Source organism: Acinetobacter pullicarnis (assembly GCF_006352475.1).
GTDB classification, from domain to species: domain Bacteria; phylum Pseudomonadota; class Gammaproteobacteria; order Pseudomonadales; family Moraxellaceae; genus Acinetobacter; species Acinetobacter pullicarnis.
The window spans coordinates 3,225,703-3,248,426 of record NZ_VCMZ01000001.1; the positions used below are offsets into that span (position 1 = coordinate 3,225,703).

General features: G+C 44.0%; 15 protein-coding genes, 6 tRNA genes and 2 rRNA genes. 6 read left to right on the forward strand and 17 right to left on the reverse strand.

All coding sequences use genetic code 11. The features are described 5' to 3' along the window. Positions 1-108: 108 nt before the first annotated feature. The 4 genes from FD716_RS14330 to FD716_RS14345 all read right to left on the reverse strand — a co-directional run bounded on the left by FD716_RS14330 (position 109) and on the right by FD716_RS14345 (position 5,234). A 23S ribosomal RNA gene (locus tag FD716_RS14330) occupies positions 109-3,000 on the reverse strand. A gap of 365 nt (positions 3,001-3,365) precedes the next feature. Then, positions 3,366-3,441, reverse strand: a tRNA-Ala gene (locus FD716_RS14335). 80 nt (positions 3,442-3,521) lie between these two features. Beyond that, a tRNA-Ile gene (locus FD716_RS14340) sits at positions 3,522-3,598 on the reverse strand. A gap of 96 nt (positions 3,599-3,694) precedes the next feature. Further along, positions 3,695-5,234, reverse strand: a 16S ribosomal RNA gene (locus FD716_RS14345). The 16S and 23S rRNA genes sit together here with 2 tRNA genes alongside, the layout of an rRNA operon. 943 nt (positions 5,235-6,177) lie before the next feature. Between FD716_RS14345 and FD716_RS14350 the strand changes: the two genes are divergently transcribed. The 3 genes from FD716_RS14350 to FD716_RS14360 are packed head-to-tail and all read left to right on the forward strand — an operon-like array spanning position 6,178 to position 8,370. Continuing rightward, positions 6,178-6,657, forward strand: coding sequence for a YfiR family protein (locus FD716_RS14350; RefSeq protein WP_228714956.1), 480 nt, complete (start codon positions 6,178-6,180; stop codon positions 6,655-6,657). Then, positions 6,657-7,901 (forward strand): sensor domain-containing diguanylate cyclase, encoded by a 1,245-nt coding sequence (locus tag FD716_RS19330; RefSeq protein WP_171477053.1) that lies wholly within the window; start codon positions 6,657-6,659, stop codon positions 7,899-7,901. Before FD716_RS14350 ends, FD716_RS19330 begins: the two co-directional genes overlap by 1 nt. Further along, on the forward strand, positions 7,885-8,370 hold the full coding sequence (locus tag FD716_RS14360; RefSeq protein WP_139852964.1) for an OmpA family protein: 486 nt from the start codon (positions 7,885-7,887) through the stop codon (positions 8,368-8,370). Before FD716_RS19330 ends, FD716_RS14360 begins: the two co-directional genes overlap by 17 nt. A gap of 620 nt (positions 8,371-8,990) precedes the next feature. Here FD716_RS14360 and FD716_RS14365 read toward each other — a convergent pair. The 8 genes from FD716_RS14365 to secA form a co-directional block, all read right to left on the reverse strand. Further along, a tRNA-Pro gene (locus FD716_RS14365) sits at positions 8,991-9,067 on the reverse strand. 25 nt (positions 9,068-9,092) lie between these two features. After that, positions 9,093-9,168, reverse strand: a tRNA-His gene (locus FD716_RS14370). 42 nt (positions 9,169-9,210) lie between these two features. Next, positions 9,211-9,287: transfer RNA gene (locus FD716_RS14375), tRNA-Arg, on the reverse strand. A gap of 44 nt (positions 9,288-9,331) precedes the next feature. After that, a tRNA-Pro gene (locus tag FD716_RS14380) sits at positions 9,332-9,408 on the reverse strand. Positions 9,409-9,549: 141 nt separating this feature from the next. Beyond that, positions 9,550-10,617 (reverse strand): quinolinate synthase NadA, encoded by a 1,068-nt coding sequence (gene nadA / locus FD716_RS14385; protein WP_139852965.1) that lies wholly within the window; start codon positions 10,615-10,617, stop codon positions 9,550-9,552. Between the two features lie 160 nt (positions 10,618-10,777). Then, on the reverse strand, positions 10,778-11,998 hold the full coding sequence (argJ, locus tag FD716_RS14390; RefSeq protein ID WP_139852966.1) for a bifunctional glutamate N-acetyltransferase/amino-acid acetyltransferase ArgJ: 1,221 nt from the start codon (positions 11,996-11,998) through the stop codon (positions 10,778-10,780). 161 nt (positions 11,999-12,159) lie between these two features. Next, positions 12,160-12,516 (reverse strand): hypothetical protein, encoded by a 357-nt coding sequence (locus FD716_RS14395; protein ID WP_139852967.1) that lies wholly within the window; start codon positions 12,514-12,516, stop codon positions 12,160-12,162. 123 nt (positions 12,517-12,639) lie between these two features. After that, a complete protein-coding gene (secA, locus tag FD716_RS14400) occupies positions 12,640-15,345 on the reverse strand; it encodes a preprotein translocase subunit SecA (protein WP_139852968.1) in 2,706 nt (901 codons plus the stop codon). Positions 15,346-15,676: 331 nt separating this feature from the next. On the opposite strand from secA, the gene FD716_RS14405 reads away from it, so the two are divergent. The 3 genes from FD716_RS14405 (at position 15,677) to FD716_RS14415 (ending at position 17,863) form a co-directional block, all read left to right on the forward strand. Next, the gene (locus FD716_RS14405) at positions 15,677-16,318 is read left to right on the forward strand and encodes a peroxiredoxin (RefSeq protein WP_139852969.1); all 642 of its coding nucleotides are present in this window, start codon (positions 15,677-15,679) and stop codon (positions 16,316-16,318) included. 139 nt (positions 16,319-16,457) lie between these two features. After that, positions 16,458-17,270: an MBL fold metallo-hydrolase gene (locus FD716_RS14410; RefSeq protein ID WP_139853706.1), complete on the forward strand. Its 813-nt coding sequence runs from the start codon at positions 16,458-16,460 to the stop codon at positions 17,268-17,270. Beyond that, positions 17,267-17,863, forward strand: a complete 597-nt coding sequence (locus FD716_RS14415; RefSeq protein ID WP_139852970.1) for a dual specificity protein phosphatase family protein — start codon at positions 17,267-17,269, stop codon at positions 17,861-17,863. The genes FD716_RS14410 and FD716_RS14415 overlap by 4 nt, the downstream gene beginning before the upstream one ends. Positions 17,864-17,927: 64 nt before the next feature. Here the strand turns inward: FD716_RS14415 and FD716_RS14420 are convergent, their stop codons facing one another. The 5 genes from FD716_RS14420 to trpA are packed head-to-tail and all read right to left on the reverse strand — an operon-like array spanning position 17,928 to position 22,369. Beyond that, positions 17,928-18,374: a GNAT family N-acetyltransferase gene (locus FD716_RS14420; RefSeq protein ID WP_139852971.1), complete on the reverse strand. Its 447-nt coding sequence runs from the start codon at positions 18,372-18,374 to the stop codon at positions 17,928-17,930. Next, positions 18,374-19,399 (reverse strand): SPOR domain-containing protein, encoded by a 1,026-nt coding sequence (locus tag FD716_RS14425; RefSeq protein ID WP_171477054.1) that lies wholly within the window; start codon positions 19,397-19,399, stop codon positions 18,374-18,376. The genes FD716_RS14420 and FD716_RS14425 overlap by 1 nt, the downstream gene beginning before the upstream one ends. Continuing rightward, a complete protein-coding gene (folC, locus tag FD716_RS14430) occupies positions 19,390-20,673 on the reverse strand; it encodes a bifunctional tetrahydrofolate synthase/dihydrofolate synthase (RefSeq protein WP_139852972.1) in 1,284 nt (427 codons plus the stop codon). The genes FD716_RS14425 and folC overlap by 10 nt, the downstream gene beginning before the upstream one ends. Then, entirely contained in the window at positions 20,673-21,569 is an 897-nt protein-coding gene (accD, locus tag FD716_RS14435; protein ID WP_139852973.1) for an acetyl-CoA carboxylase, carboxyltransferase subunit beta, read from the reverse strand. Before accD ends, folC begins: the two co-directional genes overlap by 1 nt. After that, positions 21,566-22,369 (reverse strand): tryptophan synthase subunit alpha, encoded by an 804-nt coding sequence (gene trpA / locus FD716_RS14440; RefSeq protein WP_139852974.1) that lies wholly within the window; start codon positions 22,367-22,369, stop codon positions 21,566-21,568. The genes accD and trpA overlap by 4 nt, the downstream gene beginning before the upstream one ends. Between the last annotated feature and the right edge of the window lie 355 nt (positions 22,370-22,724).

Sequence of the window (22,724 nt, forward strand, 5' to 3'; positions counted from 1 at the left end):
CAGAAGGGCTGATTGAGTTGAAATTTTTTGTTTATTTTAGCGGTTTGATTAACTAAATCAAGCGATTTGTCAAAGAATAGATTGCGCATACAACTGCTTGGGTGTTGTATAGTCAAGCCTCACGAGCAATTAGTATTGGTCAGCTTCACATATCGCTATGCTTCCACATCCAACCTATCAACGTCGTAGTCTTCAACGGCTCTTTAGAGGACATAAAGTCCTTGGGAAATCTTATCTTGAGGTAGGCTTCCCGCTTAGATGCTTTCAGCGGTTATCCCTTCCGAACATAGCTACCCGGCGATGCGACTGGCGTCACAACCGGTACACCAGAGGTTCGTCCACTCTGGTCCTCTCGTACTAGGAGCAGATCCTCTCAAATTTCCAGCGCCCACGGTAGATAGGGACCGAACTGTCTCACGACGTTCTAAACCCAGCTCGCGTACCTCTTTAAATGGCGAACAGCCATACCCTTGGGACCTGCTTCAGCCCCAGGATGAGATGAGCCGACATCGAGGTGCCAAACACCGCCGTCGATATGAACTCTTGGGCGGTATCAGCCTGTTATCCCCAGAGTACCTTTTATCCGTTGAGCGATGGCCCTTCCATACAGAACCACCGGATCACTAAGACCTACTTTCGTACCTGCTCGACTTGTTGGTCTCGCAGTTAAGCGCGCTTTTGCCTTTATACTCTACGCGTGATTTCCGACCACGCTGAGCGCACCTTCGTACTCCTCCGTTACTCTTTAGGAGGAGACCGCCCCAGTCAAACTACCCACCAGACATGGTCCTCGTCCCGGATAACGGGACAGAGTTAGAACCTCAATATTACCAGGGTGGTATTTCAAGGATGGCTCCATAGCAACTAGCGTCGCTACTTCAAAGCCTCCCACCTATCCTACACAAGTAAGATCAAAGTTCAATGTCAAGCTGCAGTAAAGGTTCACGGGGTCTTTCCGTCTAGCCGCGGGTACACCGCATCTTCACGGCGATTTCGATTTCACTGAGTCTCTGCTGGAGACAGCGCCCCCATCATTATGCCATTCGTGCAGGTCGGAACTTACCCGACAAGGAATTTCGCTACCTTAGGACCGTTATAGTTACGGCCGCCGTTTACTGGGGCTTCGATCAAGAGCTTCGCTTACGCTAACCCCATCAATTAACCTTCCAGCACCGGGCAGGCATCACACCCTATACGTCCACTTTCGTGTTTGCAGAGTGCTATGTTTTTAATAAACAGTTGCAGGGGCCTGGTTTCTGAGGCTGTCAACCGCTCAAGGAGTAAATCCTATCACCGTCAACAGCGTACCTTCTCCCGAAGTTACGGTACCATTTTGCCTAGTTCCTTCAGCAGAGTTCTCTCAAGCGCTTTGGTCTACTCGACCTGACCACCTGTGTCGGTTTCGGGTACGATTCCTGTGTAACTGAAGCTTAGAGACTTTTCCTGGAAGCAGGGTATCAGCCACTTCGCTAGTAAACTAGCTTGGTATCAGTTCTCAGCATAGAGTACCCCGGATTTGCCTAAGATACATGCCTACAACCTTTCACCTGGACAACCAACGCCAGGCTGACTTAACCTTCTCCGTCCTCTCATCGCATTACACAGAAGTATTGGAATATTAACCAATTTCCCATCGACTACGCCTCTCGGCCTCGCCTTAGGGGTCGACTCACCCAGCCCCGATTAACGTTGGACTGGAACCCTTGGTCTTTCAGCGTGCGAGTTTTTCACTCGCATTGTCGTTACTCACGTCAGCATTCGCACTTCTGATACCTCCAGCATACTTCTCAATACACCTTCATCGGCTTACAGAACGCTCCCCTACCACGCATAATAAATTATGCATCCGCAGCTTCGGCATATAGTTTTAGCCCCGTTACATCTTCCGCGCAGGCCGACTCGACTAGTGAGCTATTACGCTTTCTTTAAAGGGTGGCTGCTTCTAAGCCAACCTCCTAGCTGTCTATGCCTTCCCACATCGTTTCCCACTTAACTATAATTTTGGGGCCTTAGCTGGCGGTCTGGATTGTTTTCCTCTTGACTACGGACGTTAGCACCCGCAGTCTGTCTCCCGGATAGTACTCATTGGTATTCGGAGTTTGCATCGGTTTGGTAAGTCGGGATGACCCCCTAGCCGAAACAGTGCTCTACCCCCAATGGTATTCGTCCGAGGCGCTACCTAAATAGCTTTCGGGGAGAACCAGCTATCACCAAGTTTGATTAGCCTTTCACCCCTATCCACAAGTCATCCCCCGGCTTTTCAACGACGGTGGGTTCGGTCCTCCAGTTAGTGTTACCCAACCTTCAACCTGCTCATGGATAGATCACCTGGTTTCGGGTCTATACCCAGCAACTAAACGCCCTATTAAGACTCGATTTCTCTACGGCTCCCCTATACGGTTAACCTTGCTACTGAATATAAGTCGCTGACCCATTATACAAAAGGTACGCAGTCACCGAACAAGTCGGCTCCCACTGCTTGTATGCATGCGGTTTCAGGATCTATTTCACTCCCCTCACAGGGGTTCTTTTCGCCTTTCCCTCACGGTACTGGTTCACTATCGGTCAGTCAGGAGTATTTAGCCTTGGAGGATGGTCCCCCCATATTCAGACAAGGTTTCACGTGCCTCGCCCTACTCGTCATCATTATGTGTGCCCTTTCGTGTACAGGACTATCACCCACTATGGTTGCACTTCCCAGAGCATTCCACTAAAACACACATAACTTAATGGGCTGATCCGCGTTCGCTCGCCGCTACTGACGGAATCTCAATTGATTTCTTTTCCTAAGGGTACTGAGATGTTTCACTTCCCCTCGTTCGCCTCGTATGACTATGTATTCATCATACGATACCTACCTTATAGTAGGTGGGTTTCCCCATTCAGAAATCTCCGGATCAAAGGATATTTGCCGCCTCCCCGGAGCTTATCGCAGGCTATTACGTCTTTCATCGCCTCTGACTGCCAAGGCATCCACCACATGCACTTAATTACTTGACTATACAACCCCAAACAGTCGTAACCCCTACAAGGAGGGTTAGCAACATTACAGTTTGAAGTACTGTGTATTTAAACACTGTACAGCTTCAATCTATTTTCGTTTTCCAAAACGCTTGATTCAGTTAATTTCTTCGCTAGTACTCATCGTTCCTTTCGAAACAATGAGCTAAAACAATTAATTTCAACTCAAATTTGCCAATCTGTTAATGATTAACTACGCCTTCGTCAGGTCGTAGCAAACTGTGATAAATCACAGAACTTAATAAAATTGATCACCAAGATATGAAGAACAACTTTTACTAAATTCTATAATCTAACTTTGCAGTTAAATTCTTTGTTTCTGATTCCAGAAACCTAACTTTATATGGTGGAGACTAACGGAGTCGAACCGTTGACCTCCTGCGTGCAAGGCAAGCGCTCTACCAACTAAGCTAAGTCCCCAGATAATCTATTCGAGATACTCTATCTTTGCTTCTCATAAGTTCTAAAACATCGTTTTATCACCACACTTAAAAAGTGAATGGTGGGTCTGACGAGACTTGAACTTGTGACCCCACGCTTATCAAGCGTGTGCTCTAACCAACTGAGCTACAGACCCTGAGAAAACCTAAAGCAACGAATCGCTTTAAATCTTTTGCAAGACACAGTTGAAGAACAACTTGTTGTGGATTCTTACCGATCGTCAATCTTTCGTTAAGGAGGTGATCCAGCCGCAGGTTCCCCTACGGCTACCTTGTTACGACTTCACCCCAGTCGTTGGCCACACCGTGGTAAGCGGGCTCCTTACGGTTACCCTACCTACTTCTGGTGCAACAAACTCCCATGGTGTGACGGGCGGTGTGTACAAGGCCCGGGAACGTATTCACCGCGGCATTCTGATCCGCGATTACTAGCGATTCCGACTTCATGGAGTCGAGTTGCAGACTCCAATCCGGACTACGATCGGCTTTTTGAGATTAGCATCCTATCGCTAGGTAGCAACCCTTTGTACCGACCATTGTAGCACGTGTGTAGCCCTGGTCGTAAGGGCCATGATGACTTGACGTCGTCCCCGCCTTCCTCCAGTTTGTCACTGGCAGTATCCTTAAAGTTCCCGGCTTAACCCGCTGGCAAATAAGGAAAAGGGTTGCGCTCGTTGCGGGACTTAACCCAACATCTCACGACACGAGCTGACGACAGCCATGCAGCACCTGTATGTAAGTTCCCGAAGGCACCAATCCATCTCTGGAAAGTTCTTACTATGTCAAGACCAGGTAAGGTTCTTCGCGTTGCATCGAATTAAACCACATGCTCCACCGCTTGTGCGGGCCCCCGTCAATTCATTTGAGTTTTAGTCTTGCGACCGTACTCCCCAGGCGGTCTACTTATCGCGTTAGCTGCGCCACTAAAGCCTCAAAGGCCCCAACGGCTAGTAGACATCGTTTACGGCATGGACTACCAGGGTATCTAATCCTGTTTGCTCCCCATGCTTTCGTACCTCAGCGTCAGTATTAGGCCAGATGGCTGCCTTCGCCATCGGTATTCCTCCAGATCTCTACGCATTTCACCGCTACACCTGGAATTCTACCATCCTCTCCCATACTCTAGCTAACCAGTATCGAATGCAATTCCCAAGTTGAGCTCGGGGATTTCACATCCGACTTAATTAGCCGCCTACGTACGCTTTACGCCCAGTAAATCCGATTAACGCTTGCACCCTCTGTATTACCGCGGCTGCTGGCACAGAGTTAGCCGGTGCTTATTCTGCGAGTAACGTCCACTCACTATAGGTATTATCTATAGGAGCCTCCTCCTCGCTTAAAGTGCTTTACAACCATAAGGCCTTCTTCACACACGCGGCATGGCTGGATCAGGGTTCCCCCCATTGTCCAATATTCCCCACTGCTGCCTCCCGTAGGAGTCTGGGCCGTGTCTCAGTCCCAGTGTGGCGGATCATCCTCTCAGACCCGCTACAGATCGTCGCCTTGGTAGGCCTTTACCCCACCAACTAGCTAATCCGACTTAGGCTCATCTATTAGCGCAAGGTCACAAGTGATCCCCTGCTTTCCCCCGTAGGGCGTATGCGGTATTAGCGTCCCTTTCGAAACGTTGTCCCCCACTAATAGGCAGATTCCTAAGTATTACTCACCCGTCCGCCGCTAGGTCAGATAGCAAGCTACCTTTCCCCGCTCGACTTGCATGTGTTAAGCCTGCCGCCAGCGTTCAATCTGAGCCATGATCAAACTCTTCAGTTAAAAATCATTAGTAGCTTATGGCTACAAATCTTGGCTCATCAAATAACTGACAAATATTTCTCAAATAAACTTCGAGTAATTTCTACCAATCAATCAATGATAATATTTGATCAATCAACCAGTAAAAATCCACACAAGTTGTTCTTCATAATCTCTTAATGATTTACTTACTGCTTCGTCAGCAGCAAGCTAGGTCGGCTATGTTACTCTCTTTATTTAGAAAGTCAACAAGTAATGTTATTTAATTTAAAGCCCTTATCTGCAATCCAAACATCTTAACTTAAAGCTAAGTGCTTGTTATTCAACAAGTTCTTATTAATATCACCGCCGATGGATGTGCATTATAGGCGAAAAAAAATCGTGCGCAACCCCTATTTCAACTTATTTCAATCAGGTGGCTATTTTTCAATCCAAATACCCGATTAAATGCTTTGTCAGTTGCTTTTATAACCAAAACCAATGACTTTATTTATATAAATCCACTTAACCATTATTTATATCTGCTTCAATTAAACCAAATCGACCAATTAATCATCAACACCCCCATATTCCTACAAGCTAAATGCAAAAATCGGTGCCTTTTAGGAAAAAGACACCGATTTTTTTTTAAAATTATTTCTGTGCACAGCAGAGCGTTTATTCAAGCATTAAAAACAATTAAGTACTTTAATAACTTTTGTTTAATACAACTTTTCTCGCAGTACATTAAGAATGCCTAGAGAAAATATGCTATCTCCCTTAAGCTATATAATATTTAAACACCTTCTTCAGCTGCACTTTTATGGATTTATCCCTCTAAGTCGCTATGTAATTCATAGGGATAGAAATGCCCTGTTATTTTTTAACCTTTTTTTATACTGCTGACTCAGCTAAAATAGTCAACACTTTCTCCCCAGAATCAGAATATTACTCAGAAGTGAAAAATCCAAGTCCAAGATTAAGCTTGGCACTGCTCCTATATTTTCTCGCTGTGCCGACACATGCTATTTCAACACACAATATATTCGTGACTACATTTTCGATCCTAAGTTATGCCAAATGGAATGCACTCTCTTCCACACCAGTACTATGTGTTGTCGATAATACCAACCTAGCCAATCAATTTAAAACTGTCGCACAGCAGTCTAAATATAATTACCAGGTACAATCGATAACCTTACCCAATCTTTCTAAATCGTCATGCCAGGCTGTTTTCTTTTCTACTTTTACTCCCCGACAAGAACAAAATATCTTAAACACTCAACTGAATACAGCAACCCTGTCCTTTAGCTCAAATAACAATGAATGTGAAGTCGGAAGTGCATTTTGCCTATATAAGCGTAAACAACTAACCTCGTTTAAAGTCAATTTAGACAGTTTAAGTCAATCCAAGGTTCATGTTGACCCTCGTGTTTTACTATTAACCAAGTCTTTGGAGGAGTAATGATCAAACGCCTCTACCAAACGACATCCTTGCAAAATGTATTTAAACGATCTCAATTGGCTATTTTCGGGCTAACCTTCACCATTTGTACGATTATCTTTTTCGTGGTTTCAGCATATACTATGCGAACCTATGCTCAACAAGGCTTAGTTATTTTAGCGGATGCACTTAGCGAGAGAATTCAACCCGCTGTGGTCTTTAATGACAAAGTGACAATCAAACAAATTTTAGAAGAATACGCCGAAGAATACCCAATACGCTCCATTAATGTCATGGATCAAAATAACCAAAGACTTGCACATATAGAGCAACCGCAACAAAACTGGACACCCACTACTTATATTTTAGATCGATTATTTTTCAATCAACCCATTCAAGTCACGATTACACATAATCAAAAAAAATATGGTGAAGTTCAGGTCTATGGTAATGCCTCCAATCTTGTCGCATTTGTACATAAAATCCTGCTCAGTTTAAGTCTTGGCTTTCTGATTATATTGGCAACAATATTTTGGTTGGTACGCTCTATTTATCAATATTTAATGAATTCGATCCACCCAATCGTATCCACCGCACGACTCATTAGTTTGAGAAAGAACTACCAAATTCGCCTACCTGACTCGCCTATTGATGAGTTTCAAGACTTAAATATTGTTTTCAACGAATTATTAGAAAAAATTCAACAATCCAATCAGCAACTACAAACAGAAAATGATAAATTAGCTCATCAAGCGCGACATGATGAATTGACACAGCTTCCTAATCGAAATTTTTTCTATCAGACTTTATTTCAAATATTTTATCAACCGAACCTTCAAAATACAGCTTTACTGTATATTGACAACAATCACTTCAAAGAAATCAATGACCAATACGGTCACTTAGCAGGTGATGCTGTTTTAAAAGAAATGTCTCTACGCTTAAAAACCAGCTTGAGACAGGATGATTTTATTGCTCGCTTGGGCGGTGATGAATTTGCCATTCTCTTAAAAAATATTCAAAAGCCTGAACATTCAATCTCTATTGCCAAACATTTATTAAACTGCTGTAAAGCACCACTTTATTACGAGAAAACAGAAATACATTTCAGCTTTAGTATTGGTATCGCTTTCTTCAAGTGCTTTAAATCTCCCGAAGATTTAATCACAGCTGCAGATAGCGCCATGTATAAAGCAAAGCTACTCGATGAAAACTGGCATATTGCGACCCGTGAGGATTTAAATTGTGATGAACTTACCAAGTAAGCCCTTAAGAATATTTACGTTATTGTTATTGGCTTTTAGCCTAACTGGATGCCTCAACTTAGGTCATTTAAGCTATAAACAAGCACGAATGTTAAAAAAGGAAGGCTTCACCCTAACTGATGAGGGCTGGACCCTACGCTTACCTGAACGTATATTATTTAATTTCAATGAGTATGAAATCAAGACAACACAACAAACCGAGCTTACTCGCTTGTCGGATCAACTCAAAAAATATCACCTCGGAAAACTCAAAGTCATTGGGCATACAGATAACATCGGCCAGTTAGAATACAACCAGCAATTATCAGAAAAACGCGCACAAAGCGTTGCTTACATCTTCATTGAAAATGGTTTTGAAAATCAAAATATCAAAACAATAGGTCGTGGCTCTAGCCAACCGCTTTTCAGTAATGACACAGATGAAAACAGAGCAAAAAATAGACGTGTAAATATTACGATTATTCCATAGTTCACCACGTCAAGCTCTTCAGCTCAACCCATCAAACTTAACAATGGATTCCTTTTACTCGCTGCAGTAAGGCGTCCATTTTTATGCCCTTATCCGTCCCTAATCACCCCAATCAAAATATATACATCAAGCAATACTCTATACTTAGATATCACCATACTCCCGTTACCTCATAGGTACCCACACATCTTTTGAGATGCTGTTTACGACCCAAAGTAACCCATCCTTGCGTAGCAATGCTGCTCATTGAATCCCCCAAAAAAAGCTCCCCTCTTTGAAAAAGATGAGTCATATAGGGCGTAAGCGGGAAGATTGGGGATTTTTGGAATTCAATGGAATTTGTACTTACCCCTAAATTCCAAATCTAAACAGGACTTAAATACCTTGTAATAAGCTCAAATAGCTTACTTATTTTGACTATATATTTCTTAAGTATTGGTATGGATACCTATGCCCTTTGCTTACAAGGCATGAGTCTGTATGCTGCGGAGATTGGATTGCTGTAGCTTTTAAGGTGATTGTGCAAGGAGCATTGTATTATTTTAGTTTTATTAAATTTTAGGCAAAAAAAAACCGCTAATGCGGATTTTGTTTTCACTTTAATCTTACTGAACTTAAAGTGGTCGGAGCAGTAGGATTCGAACCTACGACCCTCTGGTCCCAAACCAGATGCGCTACCAGGCTGCGCCATGCTCCGATCGTGTTGCCTGCTATTTATGAAGTGGGGTGAATGACGGGATTCGAACCCGCGACAACCGGAATCACAATCCGGGGCTCTACCAACTGAGCTACATCCACCATCATAAATCTTTTGGTTCTAATTTATCAAGTCACCATAAATGGTGCGCCTGACAGGATTCGAACCTGTGACCATCCGCTTAGAAGGCGGATGCTCTATCCTACTGAGCTACAGGCGCGTAACAATGACAATAAACATCATGAAACCTTTGCCTTGAAGAATTGGTCGGAGCAGTAGGATTCGAACCTACGACCCTCTGGTCCCAAACCAGATGCGCTACCAGGCTGCGCCATGCTCCGATTCATCTCAGCTTGTCGTACTACACATCGTGCGGTACGGTGTGCATTCTAGGCGTGACGTTGGATTACGTCAACACCTATCCTTAAAAAAAATGCGAAAACCGTGTCAAGTGTATATTAATCAAACATTTTGACTGATTTTTACGATTTTAGTGCTGCACTGAACTGCAACATGCGATCTAAAGGCAGTTTTGCACGTGCTGCAAGCTGCTCATCCACAAAGATTTCTTGATCACCATGCTCAAGCACATGCAAGATGCCATCGAGTTCGTTCATCGCCATCCACGGGCAATGCGCACAAGATCGACAGGTCGCCCCTTCCCCAGCAGTAGGTGCTTCAAGCAAGGTTTTATGCGGCACGGCCTGTTGCATTTTATAAAAAATGCCGCGATCTGTCGCAACGATCAGCGTATCGTGCGGTAAGGTCTGCGCCGCCTTAATTAATTGCGAGGTACTACCAACAGCATCAGCAACCGCAACGACCGACTCAGGAGACTCTGGATGCACCAAAACTGCTGCATTCGGGTAGATCGCTCTCATCCGCTCAATACCACGTGCACGGAACTCCTCATGCACAATACAAGCACCATCCCAAATCAACATTTCTGCTTTGGTTTGTTTTTGAATATAGCGCCCTAAATGCTGATCCGGCGCCCAAATGATTTTCTCACCCAAGCTATCTAGATGTTCAATAATTTCAACTGCGCAACTTGAAGTCACCACCCAATCTGCACGTGCTTTAACTGCAGCAGAGGTGTTGGCATAAACCACCACCGTATAGTCCGGATTGGCATCACAAAATGCACCAAACGCATCGGCTGGGCAGCCTAAGTCTAAAGAACAGGTGGCTTCTAAGGTTGGCATAAGAATGGTTTTTTCTGGAGAAAGAATTTTAGCCGTCTCCCCCATAAATTTAACACCCGCGACCAACAATGTTGTTGCAGCATGATCTCGGCCAAAACGCGCCATTTCCAAAGAGTCTGAAACACAACCACCGGTTGCTTCAGCCAACTCTTGTACATCTGGATCACAATAGTAATGCGCGACTAAAACGGCATTACGCTTTTCAAGTGCTGCTTGAATCTGCTGAAACTTCTCTCGTTTAAGCACGGGGTCTAAACGACTGTCCTTAGTTTCACCTAACCGATCTAAATGCGTCTGCACAATCGACTTGGCATCGTTGGCAATTAACTGATTCGCATCTTTCATAAAAGGCCTTCTCTATCCTTATGCTTGCGCTGTGGCTTGCTTTACACCTGATAAATAATTCATTTATCAATTTCATTAAAAATATAGGGCACGTCATTTCAAAAAAGAAAAAGCACCCTGAATACGAAAAAACCTCACTGAGGAGGTTTTTTCTAAATCACTATGAACGGTAATCTGCATTAATCTTGACGTAATCATACGACAAATCGCAGGTATATACCGTGTCTTTTGCTTCCCCTCGACCCAAGTCTACCCGAATGGTCATTTCTGTTTGTGACATCACGCGTGAGCCTTCTGCCTCAGTATAATCAGCAGCAGCGCCGCCATCTTTACAGATTTGCACATCGTCTAGCCAAACTTGAATTTTTTCTACATCTAAATCAGTGACGCCTGCGTAGCCAATGGCACACAAGATGCGTCCCCAGTTTGGATCTGAAGCAAAAATTGCAGTTTTTACCAAAGGTGAGTGTGCAATGCTATATGCGATATCACAACACTCTTGGGTATTTTCACCACCTTCCACTGCAATCGTAATAAACTTGGTCGCACCTTCACCATCACGGATGATCAGTTGTGCAAGACGCTGCATAATTCTACTGAGTACACTGAGTACCTCGGCATAACGTGGGTCTTGGCTTGAAGACAAGATTTGCCCACCCGCTTTGCCTGTTGCTGCCACAATACAAGAATCGTTGGTCGACGTATCACCATCAACCGTAATACGATTAAAAGAAACATTCACCGCTTCACTGAGCAACTGTTCTAATAGACCACGTTCAATGGCTAAATCGGTCGCCACAAAACCCAGCATGGTCGCCATATTGGGGCGAATCATACCAGCGCCTTTAGAAATACCCGTCATGGTATACACAACACCATCAAGCTCAAATTGCTCAGAAGCGCCTTTAGGCGTGGTGTCCGTGGTCATAATACCCGTTGCAGCATCTAGCCATGCATCTGCGTTCAAGCTTTCCAATGCCATTGGTAACCCATCAACCAAACGCTGAATCGGTAGCTGTTCACCAATCACACCAGTTGAAAAAGGTAGAATTTCATATTCTTGTACACCGGCCAATTCTGCAAGCTTGACACAGGTTTGCTGTGCATTAGAGAGACCCGTCGGGCCTGTTCCTGCATTGGCATTACCTGTATTAATCACTAGATAACGTGCATTGGCTTGTTGTAAATGTACTTTAGACACTTTAACCGGTGCAGCACAAAATGCATTTTGGGTAAAAACACCTGCAACCTGCGTTCCTTCAGCAAATTCAAAAATGACTAAATCGCGTCGATTAGGATAACGGATATATGCTTCTGCTGAACCTATTTTTACACCTTGAACCACATGCATATGTGGCATCGTTACGTCACCAACAGCCATTTTTAAATGTCCAGTTTGTTATTAAAAAAAGACAGCTTAGTAGAAAATTAGACAAAAATCGAGTCTAAGCAATTTGAAAGTGTGAAGTTTTTTGAGTTTCATGCATGAAACTCAAAAAGGCTTGATTTCATGCATGAGGATATTGCGAGGATGTATAACGCTTATGGTGCTGAAGCCAATGTACTTGGGCTATTCAACAGCGCTTGTTTGGCTTTTTCTTGGCTTGCTGGAGAAAGTGCGGGATTGGCTGCAACCACACGATTTGCGGTTGCAGGTGTAGCAGCTGCAATGCTTGCTGTTTTTAATAGAATTGGTCGGTTGCCCGTTTCACCCAAGGTATAACGAATCCCTGTACGTGGACTAATGACGCTTGTCGCTTCACGCTTGACTTCAACTTGTGGAGTTACAGCGCCTGTTGCTGCTTGTACCTTTTCCACTGTTGTGGTTTGTGGTGCTGCAACAGCGAACATTGGAACAGCGACCGCTGCAAATAATAAAGTTTTTAATACTTTTTTCATTGTCTTCCCAGTTCTCAATCTGAATGTGCAAGTAAATATCATTTAATGCGCTATCCTGCAATGAAATTAACTTTTGTGCAATAGATTATAAAAAAGCAGAACATTCGTTCTGCTTTTCGTGCTCTAGATCTTGCCGTGACACTGTTTGTATTTTAAACCCGAACCACAAGGGCAAGGTGCATTGCGGCTTTCCGGTGCTTGAATCACCTGAGGCTGTTCTTGCTCATCGACAATCACTTCACCCGTTAAGCCATCAACTTCACCATGGGCAAATGACAACTGCATTGCATCGGCTTGTGCTTGTTGCTGTGCAGCCATTTCTGCAAGTTCTTCTGCAGTCGGCACACGAACCATCGACAAATCGGTAACCACATCGGACTTAATCGCAGCAAGCATGTTTACAAATAAGTTAAATGCTTCTTTTTTGTATTCCTGCTCTGGGTTCTTTTGGGCATAGCCACGCAAGTGAATCCCTTGACGTAGATAATCCATCGCACCCAAGTGCTCTTTCCAGTGACGATCAAGCGAACCAAGCATGTAATGACGTTCGAGTGTTGGTGCAGACTCTTCACCCATCTGTTCACGACGGTTACGATAGCGCTCAACCAAAGCATCACGAATACGCTCAACCAAACCTTCTTCATCCAGACGACGATCTTGGTCTAGCCATTGTGTAATTGGCAAATCAAGAGAAAATTCCGCACTTAAAGCCTGTTCCAAACCAGGAATATCCCACTGATCATGAATTGATTCAGGCGGAATATAAGTTTCGATCAAACCTTTAACCACTTCACGATGCATTTCTTCTAGATAGTCTTGTAAGCTTGGCTCAACCAGAACTTCATCACGCTGCGAGTAAATGATTTTACGCTGTTCGTTGTTGACGTCATCGTATTTCAATAGATTCTTACGAATATCAAAGTTACGTGCTTCAACTTTACGCTGTGCATTTTCAATGGAACGCGACACCATTTTGTGTTCGATCGCCTCATCTTCTTGCAAGCCCATCGCACGCATCATTCCAACAACACGATCGCCTGCAAAAATACGCATCAAATCATCTTCGAGTGACAAGAAGAAGCGTGAAACACCTGGATCACCTTGGCGACCAGAACGACCACGCAACTGGTTATCAATACGACGTGATTCATGACGCTCAGAACCAATAATGTGTAAACCACCTGAACTGAGCACCGCAGCGTTATTGTGTTCCCATTCAGCTTTTAGACGTGCTTCATCTTCTGCTGTATGGTTTTCAATTTTAGCCAGTTTTGCTTTCCAGTTACCACCAAGTAAAATATCCGTACCACGACCTGCCATATTGGTGGCAATCGTAACGGCAAGTGGTGAACCTGCTTGGGCAATAATATCGGCCTCGCGCTCATGCTGCTTGGCATTCAGCACTTCATGGCTGATCCCTGCTTCTTTAAGCTTGTCCGATAAAATTTCACTGGCTTCGATAGTTGCGGTACCAATCAGAATTGGTGCAACACCGGCCTCATGAATCTTTTTAATTTCGTGAATGATCGCGTTGTATTTACCATTACGATTTAAATAGATTAAATCGTTTTGATCAACACGAACCATTGGACGATGGGTTGGAATAATCACCACATCAAGTCCATAAATTTCTTTCATTTCCGAAGCTTCTGTATCTGCTGTTCCGGTCATACCAGACAGTTTTTTATACAGACGGAAATAGTTCTGGAATGTGGTTGTCGCCAAGGTTTGGTTTTCAGGTTGTACTTCCAGACCTTCTTTGGCTTCGACTGCTTGATGTAGACCTTCAGACCAACGACGACCAGGCATGGTACGCCCAGTATTTTCATCAACGATCACCACTTCGCCATTGTCTACAATATATTGCACATTACGTTGATATAGGAAATGTGCACGAATTGCAGCAGTGACATGGTGTACGAGGTTGAGATTGGATGCTGAATAAAGACTTTCACCTTCAGCCAACAAACCCATTTGAATTAATTCAGACTCCACTGTTTCATAACCGATTTCAGTCATTTCAACAGTGCGCTGTTTTTCGTCAATCCAGAAGTGACCACCATCTGCAACTTTTTCTTCTTTTTGCGGCGTCAACTTAAATGGAATATCGTTAATCGCAATATACAGCTGAGAAGAATCTTCACTTTGCCCAGAAATAATCAACGGGGTCCGTGCTTCATCGATCAGAATGGAATCCACTTCATCGATAATGGCATAGACCAAACCACGCTGCTTTTTCTCCGCCATGGAAAAGACCATGTTGTCACGAAGATAATCAAAACCAAATTCGTTATTTGTGCCGTAGGTAATATCCGCACGATAAGCTTCTGCCTTTTCGTACTGCGATTGCATGGAATAAATCACGCCAACGCTTAAACCCAAGAACTCATATAACGGACGGTTTAATTCGGCATCACGTTGTGCCAAATAATCGTTTACCGTGATGACATGCACACCAGTAGCGCTAATTGCATTGAGGTAAACAGCCAAAGTACCCATGAGGGTTTTACCTTCACCTGTACGCATTTCTGCAATTTTACCTTCGTGCAAGGTAATACCACCAATAATTTGCACATCATAATGGCGCATGCCCATGATACGTTTACCAGCTTCACGGCAAACCGCAAAAGCCTCAGGCAACAATTGGTCCAGGCTTTCGCCTTTGTTATGTCGCTGCTTAAATTGTTCTGTTTTTGCAGATAAGTCTGCATCGCTTAGGGCAGATATCGTCGGCTCGAGCGCGTTGACTTTATCAACGATTTTTCTCATTCGCTTGAGTTCACGCTCATTTTTGGTACCGAAGATTCCTCCGATCAGACTTGCCAACATGAATAGACTCTCTAAATCTTGCTTGTCAAAATAGTTTTTTCTCAGACGTTATTATGGTGCTAGAAATTTGAAGTACAAGGGTTTTAGCTCATTCCCTACATAAAATCATTTCAGAACGCTAATATTTTCAATCTAAGGCGCTCTAATGTAGCAAATTTGATCATCCAATACACCGAATATCGACATGAATCCATGATATTTTTTATTGCTGTTGCTTTTTATAGCGACTTTATTCATAACGAAATGCAAAAACACTATTTCATCTTCTGAAGAAACTCAGGGATATTCGTCATTCATAACATCAACAATATCCCACAATAGAGGTTCTCGCATGGCATTACATCTCGGTGATCTTGCACCCAATTTTGAACAAGACTCAAGCGAAGGAAAAATCGACTTTCATACATTTCTTGGAGATCGTTGGGGCATTTTATTTTCACATCCTGCGGACTATACCCCCGTCTGCACCACTGAACTTGGCTATACCGCCAAACTCAAAGATGAATTTTCTAAACGTAACGTGAAAGTATTGGCTCTTTCTGTCGATGATGTTGCATCACATCAGGGTTGGATTGAAGACATCAATCACAGTCAAAAAACTACCGTCAACTTTCCAATCTTGGCAGACAAAGACCGCAAAGTATCCACGCTTTATGATTTCATTCACCCCAATGCCAGTGAAACGCTAACTGTGCGTTCTTTGGTCATTATTGATCCACTCAAAAAAGTCCGCTTAATCATCACCTATCCTGCGTCGACGGGCCGAAACTTCCATGAAATTCTCCGCGTACTCGACTCATTACAATTGACTGATCAATATAAAGTTGCAACCCCAGCCAATTGGCAACAGGGTGATGATGTGGTGATTGTGCCCTCGCTCCAAGATGAAGCCGAAATCCAACAGCGCTTTCCCACAGGTTATACCGCGGTCACGCCCTATTTACGCCTTACTGCACAGCCTAATCTGAACTAATTCAATGCACTTAGATCTGCATCCTCACCTTCACATCGATATGATGCAGATTCTAAATCCTCGGGTATCTTCACGAATATATTCGCTAAATCGAGCAATCTAAGGTATAAAAACCCTTCTTCTGTAGAACGTTGAAGTGATGATTTATCAGGTCCACCATCTGCACTGCGGCAGCATGCGCCCTCTCTATGCGCCACTTTTTGGCCAAAAAGGTGCGAAAGCTGAGATCGTCTGTCATTGTTTATTGATTGAAACAGATCAGGGCTTGGTGCTGGTCGATACCGGTTTAGGGGTTCAGGACTATTTACATCCACAGCAGCGACTCGGCCGTTTAATCCCCAAACTCAGTGGCATTCAACACAATTTAGCCTTTACCGCGATTGCTCAAATTCAGAAACTGGGGTTTAAATCCAACGATGTAAAACATATTTTGCTCAGTCATTTGGACTTTGACCATGCGGGCGGTATTTCTGACTTTCCCGATGCAACGGTGCATGTACTGTCAACAGAGTTTAATGCGACTTTTAATTCAGACTATAAAAGCAAAATGCGTTATCGACCACATCAATTCCAAACTCATCGTTATTGGAATTTTCTAGACCCACAACCGGGTGATGCATGGTTTAATCTCACCCGCATCCACAGTTTTCAATTGTTCCAAGATGAAATTCTCATGATTGCCCTGCCCGGTCATAGTGCTGGGCATTGTGGCATCGCCATTCGACAGGCCACAGGCTGGTTGTTATACTGCGGTGACGCTTATTATTGCCGTTTAGCCTTGAATCCAAATAAAAAACTATCTATTTTAAATCGTACTGAACAGTTCTTGGCGGACAATAATATTTTACGTTTAGAAAGCTTAAAGAAACTTCAAGACCTATCCAAGATGCACAGCGAAATTGAAATAATTTGTGCACATGACCCTATTGAGCTAAAACATTATCAAATATGAATAAACCTCTTATCCTCAGCCTGCTTCTGAGCACAACCTTATTCACCGCTTGTGTCAGCACTCCAAGTCTAAAAGCCGAAGACCGCCCACAGCATTGGGGGAAATCGCTTTCTCAAGCACATAATTTCCACCAAATAAGTCAGCATGTATTCCGTAGCGAACAACCTGATGCAAGCCTGATCCCAGCGCTCAATCAACATCAAATTACAACAGTGATTAACCTCAGAAGTCGCAACCCAGACAAAGATGTTTTTAAGCAGCGACCTTTTAATTTGGTGCACATTCCAATAAATACTTGGGCAATCAATCGCGATGATCTTCTTCAAATCATGCAAGCCATTCAACAGGCGGAACAACACCAAGAAAAAGTATTGATCCATTGCTATCACGGTTCTGATCGCACCGGTGCAAGCATTGCAATGTATCGTATTATTTTTGAAAATTGGTCAACCGAAGATGCACTAAATGAAATGAAGCATGGTGGCTATGGCTTCCACCCGATTTGGCGCAACATTGAAAAACAGTTTAGCCCTGAGAATATTCAGTGGATACGTGAGAACTTAAAACGCAGTCAAATTACATCTGCAAATTAAAACAGCGTACTCAATCACGGCATAACAGGCTATATCAAAGACAGTTACTTTGCATGACTACAAGTTAAGCACCTAATACTGGATGGTAAAAAATCAATTCAGGATCATCAAGGTCTAAGTTTTCAATCTGACCGCTGGCTTGAAAACCTGCGGAGCTAAGTAAACTTTGCATCGCAAGATTTGAGGCATTACTCGATGTGAATAATTTTACATCATGATATATGACCTTGAAATGTTCAATGAACTTCAGCCCCAGGCCTTGGCCCCTTAAGCTCTGTTTCACCATTAACATCTCAATAAAAGCCTGATCAAAAAAATGATGGTGCAACACCGCATAAGCTGAAATTTTAGCGTTAAGCAGCAAGACCTCGCAGTATTGCTGCTTAACCCATTGTTCAATCTGCTGTGCACGCGCTAAATCGTGTGCAACCACACTGTCAATCTGAAGCAATTCAGCGACATCTTGCAATGTTGCTTTGCGAAACTGTATTTGTGCAACATCACATAACATTAACGTTGATCCAGTGGTACCCAATCGATGACCCAAGCGGACTTCATATTCAAACTGGCATCACCATTGATCTTTTTACGCAAAACGTCTGCGGTATTACGATCTTTGGAAGGTCCCACCATAATCCGCACCCCTTTTGAGGTTTGGCTCTGTGTGACTTTATAGCCTTTGGCGCGTAATTTAGACGCCAATGAATCTGCATTGGCCTGATTTGCGGCCAAAGCCACTTGTACCATCCACTGCTTGTCGCCATTTTCCAGAATATTACGGGCTTTTTCTGCATCCGCTTTTTTCTTGTCTTCTTGCAGTTTTCGCTGTTTATCTGCCTCTGCACGTTCCTGCGCCTTGCGTTGTTTCTCGGCATCGGCGGCTCTACGTCGTTTTTCATCTTCCGCTTTGCGTTGTTTTTCATCTTCCGCTTTGCGTTGCTTCTCAGCCTCTGCTTTGCGTTGTGCTTCAGCTACTTTACGCTTTTGTTCTTCAATCTGTTTTTTTTGTGCCGCTTCAGTTTGCTGCTTTTGCTGCTGTAACTTTTTTTGCTCTGCTGCTTTTTGCTCTGCCGTCATTTGCGTTGTCGTTGCACCAGCCTTCGCCTTGGCATCATTCACCAATTCGGGTGGAATATTGTCAGAACTTTGTTGACGAGACTCACGGCGCGCGTTCATGGCAGCATATTCTTCCGCTGCCTTTTGTGCCGCGGCAGCTTCAGCCTGTTGCTGCATACGCAAAAACTCAGCCGATTTTGCATCTTGCTCAGCAATCGCTTTTTCTCGTGCGCGTCGTTGCTCTTCAAGCAAGCGTTTTTCCGTGTTGACATCAACGGTAAGCGCTTCTAAATGAACAGCTTCACTCGAAGCTTGAGCCTGATCATTTTTCAGACGCACTTGCTCAACTGGATGCGGAACTTGCGCATGTTCTTGCTGCTGGATCTCGTCTTTCCCTTTTAGAAGCAAAGCCGCTAATAGCGCACCTCCTCCCAACAGAACAACACCGCCCATCCAACGCTGATTGTTATTCATTGACATGCTTCTAAATACTCCCAGACCGCCTCTAAGGTATGGAATGAACCACATACCAAAATCAGCTGATTATTTTTGGTTTCTGCAAGTGCTGATTGAAATGCGACTTGTATATTCTCATATTGTGCGACAGTTTCATCTGTTAACGCGGATTGTAATTGCGATATTTCTGCTGCGCGAGGCACAGCAAGCGCTGCAATTTTCCAAGTTAAGATCCTGTGTTTTAGTAAATTCACCACAGCATCGATGTCTTTATCGGCTAACATTGAGAAAACAGCCACAATTTCCGTGTACTGTTCGTTGTATTGTAAGAATTTTTCTAATTGATTCAACAAAAATTCCACACCATGTGGATTATGCCCTGCATCAAAAATAACCGTCTGCTGGGCAATGCGGCGTACATCAAAACGACCAGGCAATACAGCGGCTTGAATACCCTGTGCCATGGCCTGCTCAGAAACCGCTAAGCCACTGACTAGAATGGCCGCAATCGCCGCAGCAAGATTTTCTATTGCCAAATGGCCAATTGGTAGTTTTAAGGTCGTGCCAGGCGCAGCAAAATACCAATGCGAACCATCTGCTGCCATCTCGGTAAAATAGTCGCGATTGTAGGCTGCGAGGCTGGCCTGACATGTGTCGACTTTGGTTTGAATGGCAACGGGTAAGCTTTGGCTACCTGCAAAAACAACAGGAATATTTGGACGAATAATACCTGCCTTTTCAAAGGCAATTTTTTCGATCGTGTCACCGATCCATTCGATATGATCTAAACCAATATTGGTAATCACAGCCACATCTGGATCAATCACATTGACCACATCCAGACGACCACCGAGCCCCACTTCGAGTACCCAGACATCGCATTGTTGCTGTTTAAAAATTAAAAAGGCAGCCAAAGTGGTTGCCTCAAAAAATGACAAGCTGAGTTCGCAGTCACGGCGGGCTTGATCGACCTGCACAAAGGCCGCAATTAAGCGTTGATCATCAACCTCTTGACCAGCAAGCTTGACCCGCTCATTAAAACGATAAATATGGGGAGATTGATACAGACCGACTTGATAGCCTGCTGCATTGAGAATGGCGGCAAGCGCGGTTGTGGTAGAGCCCTTCCCATTGGTGCCTGCAACCGTGATGACCTTTGCATTGGGACGCATAATGCCCAGCGCTTCTGCAACAGGCAACACCCGTTCTAAACCTAAATCAATCCCTGTAACGTGAACATGGCCCCAATAATCGAGCCATGTTTGTAAATCATCTGTTGCAAGCGGTGCAGTGAGCATTAAGGTAAATTCATCAATTTCGCTACGATGCGGGATACAGTATCACGTAATGCATGACGATGGACAATTTGGTCGATCACGCCATGATCAAGCAAGAACTCAGCACGTTGGAACGGTTCTTCGAGCTTTTCACGCACAGTCTGTTCGATCACACGTTTCCCTGCAAAGCCAATCATAGATTTCGGTTCAGCAATATGCACATCCCCTAACATCGCCAAAGAAGCAGTCACACCACCATAAACGGGATGGGTTAAAACCACGAGATAAGGCAAGCCTGCATCTTTGAGTTTTTGGATCACAGCTGAAGTACGTGCCATTTGCATCAATGACAACATGCCTTCTTGCATACGTGCGCCACCAGAAGCAGCAAAGCAAATCAATGGCAGTCTTGATTTAAGCGCACGTTCACCCGCCTGTACAAAGCGATCACCGACTACGGTTCCCATTGAACCCGCCATGAAATCGAATTCAAAGGCACAAGCCACCATTTCAACGCCTTTTAGCTGACCTTGCATCACCAACAATGCTTCGGTTTCGCCGGTTTTCTTTTGCGCTTCTTTCACACGCTCAGGATAAGGCTTGCTGTCATTAAAATGCAGCGGGTCTTTGGCAGCAAATTCTTGACCTAACTCTTCGGTCACTTGATCAAAGAACCAGTTAAGGCGATCACGTGCTTTCATACGTAGATGTTCATCACATTGCGGACAAACATAAACATTAAAAGACATGGCCGTACGTGTCACCAGTGCATGGCACTCAGGACACTCAATAGTCGGCTCAGTAAACGTCGCCTTAAGGATCTGTTGTTGGGTCGGCATATCGATGCCTGGCACAGAACGATCGGTCCATGGTGTCACTGGACTCAGCACTTTCCCTGGTTTTACTTCTTGATTCATACTAACTCATCGAGCGCAGCTCGAAGCTCCTTGACTTTATTGACCGCTAGCGATACGGCTTGTTCTGGGGCTAAAGATTCGAAATTTTTAACAAAAGCCGTTCCGACAATCACTGCATCTGCCACACTGCCCATGGCTTTGGCTGTCGCTGCATCGCGAATACCAAATCCAACACCAACGGGAAGATCGGTCATTGATTTAATTTTTTCAATACGTGCCGCAGCTTCTGCCGTGTCTAGGGACGCTGCCCCAGTCACGCCTTTGAGCGAAACGTAATAGATAAAACCTCGGGCATGTTCAGCAACATAACGAATACGTTCTTCGGTAGACGTTGGTGCAAGCAAGAACACTTGATCCATATCGTATTGCTTTAAGATGGCATCAAAGTCTTGGGCTTCTTCTGGCGGTAAGTCCACCAAAATCAGTCCATCGACACCACTGGCATGCGCTTGTTTAACAAAACTTTCATAACCAATTACTTCAACAGGATTCAAATAGCCCATTAATACAATTGGCGTTTCTGTATCTTGTTGACGAAATTGTTGCACCATGGACAACACATCAAGTGTATTGGTTCCACCGCGCAAAGCACGTTCACCAGCCAAAGCAATCACAGGCCCATCGGCCATCGGATCGGAAAATGGCATTCCAAGTTCAACGACATCTACGCCCGCAGCAACCATCTGATGTAACAGGGGTACGGTTACTTGAGGTTGAGGGTCACCCGCCATGACATAAGAAACCAGAGCCTTGCGCTGTTGAGATTTAAGCTGTGCGAATCGAGTGGCTATACGAGACATAGGTTTGTAATTCCCTTGGATTGTTAAAACTTGAGGAGTGAGTAAAGTAAACATACAAGATATTGCATTGTAATGCTATTTTCCCTGAATTGAACAGGGTGTCGCATTGCATAAACCCATCTGATTTTTGACTCACACCTCAAGTGGTACATTTATCTATATTTTGTCAGCAGGCACAATGATCAAAGCTACCTAAATTGCGCTATTTTCATGATATGCCTAAATCTGGTATTTGACAGTTTCTGGGGTCTAAGCCGTGATTGAGTCAATAAATTCAATACATCGGCATATTATTTTCTTGAAATGGCTCAAGCTGTTTTATACTTGCGTGATTAATTTCATTAACCTCCCGCAT

Bases quoted from the DNA above. Each gene is read 5' to 3' on its own strand.
- FD716_RS19330 (WP_171477053.1), top strand. From the start codon at position 6,657: ATGATCAAACGCCTCTACCAAACGACATCCTTGCAAAATGTATTTAAA.
- FD716_RS14360 (WP_139852964.1), top strand. From the start codon at position 7,885: ATGAACTTACCAAGTAAGCCCTTAAGAATATTTACGTTATTGTTATTG.
- nadA (WP_139852965.1), bottom strand. From the start codon at position 10,617: ATGAAAGATGCGAATCAGTTAATTGCCAACGATGCCAAGTCGATTGTG.
- argJ (WP_139852966.1), bottom strand. From the start codon at position 11,998: ATGGCTGTTGGTGACGTAACGATGCCACATATGCATGTGGTTCAAGGT.
- FD716_RS14395 (WP_139852967.1), bottom strand. From the start codon at position 12,516: ATGAAAAAAGTATTAAAAACTTTATTATTTGCAGCGGTCGCTGTTCCA.
- secA (WP_139852968.1), bottom strand. From the start codon at position 15,345: ATGTTGGCAAGTCTGATCGGAGGAATCTTCGGTACCAAAAATGAGCGT.
- FD716_RS14405 (WP_139852969.1), top strand. From the start codon at position 15,677: ATGGCATTACATCTCGGTGATCTTGCACCCAATTTTGAACAAGACTCA.
- FD716_RS14410 (WP_139853706.1), top strand. From the start codon at position 16,458: ATGATTTATCAGGTCCACCATCTGCACTGCGGCAGCATGCGCCCTCTC.
- FD716_RS14415 (WP_139852970.1), top strand. From the start codon at position 17,267: ATGAATAAACCTCTTATCCTCAGCCTGCTTCTGAGCACAACCTTATTC.
- FD716_RS14420 (WP_139852971.1), bottom strand. From the start codon at position 18,374: ATGTTATGTGATGTTGCACAAATACAGTTTCGCAAAGCAACATTGCAA.
- FD716_RS14425 (WP_171477054.1), bottom strand. From the start codon at position 19,399: ATGTCAATGAATAACAATCAGCGTTGGATGGGCGGTGTTGTTCTGTTG.
- folC (WP_139852972.1), bottom strand. From the start codon at position 20,673: ATGCTCACTGCACCGCTTGCAACAGATGATTTACAAACATGGCTCGAT.
- accD (WP_139852973.1), bottom strand. From the start codon at position 21,569: ATGAATCAAGAAGTAAAACCAGGGAAAGTGCTGAGTCCAGTGACACCA.
- trpA (WP_139852974.1), bottom strand. From the start codon at position 22,369: ATGTCTCGTATAGCCACTCGATTCGCACAGCTTAAATCTCAACAGCGC.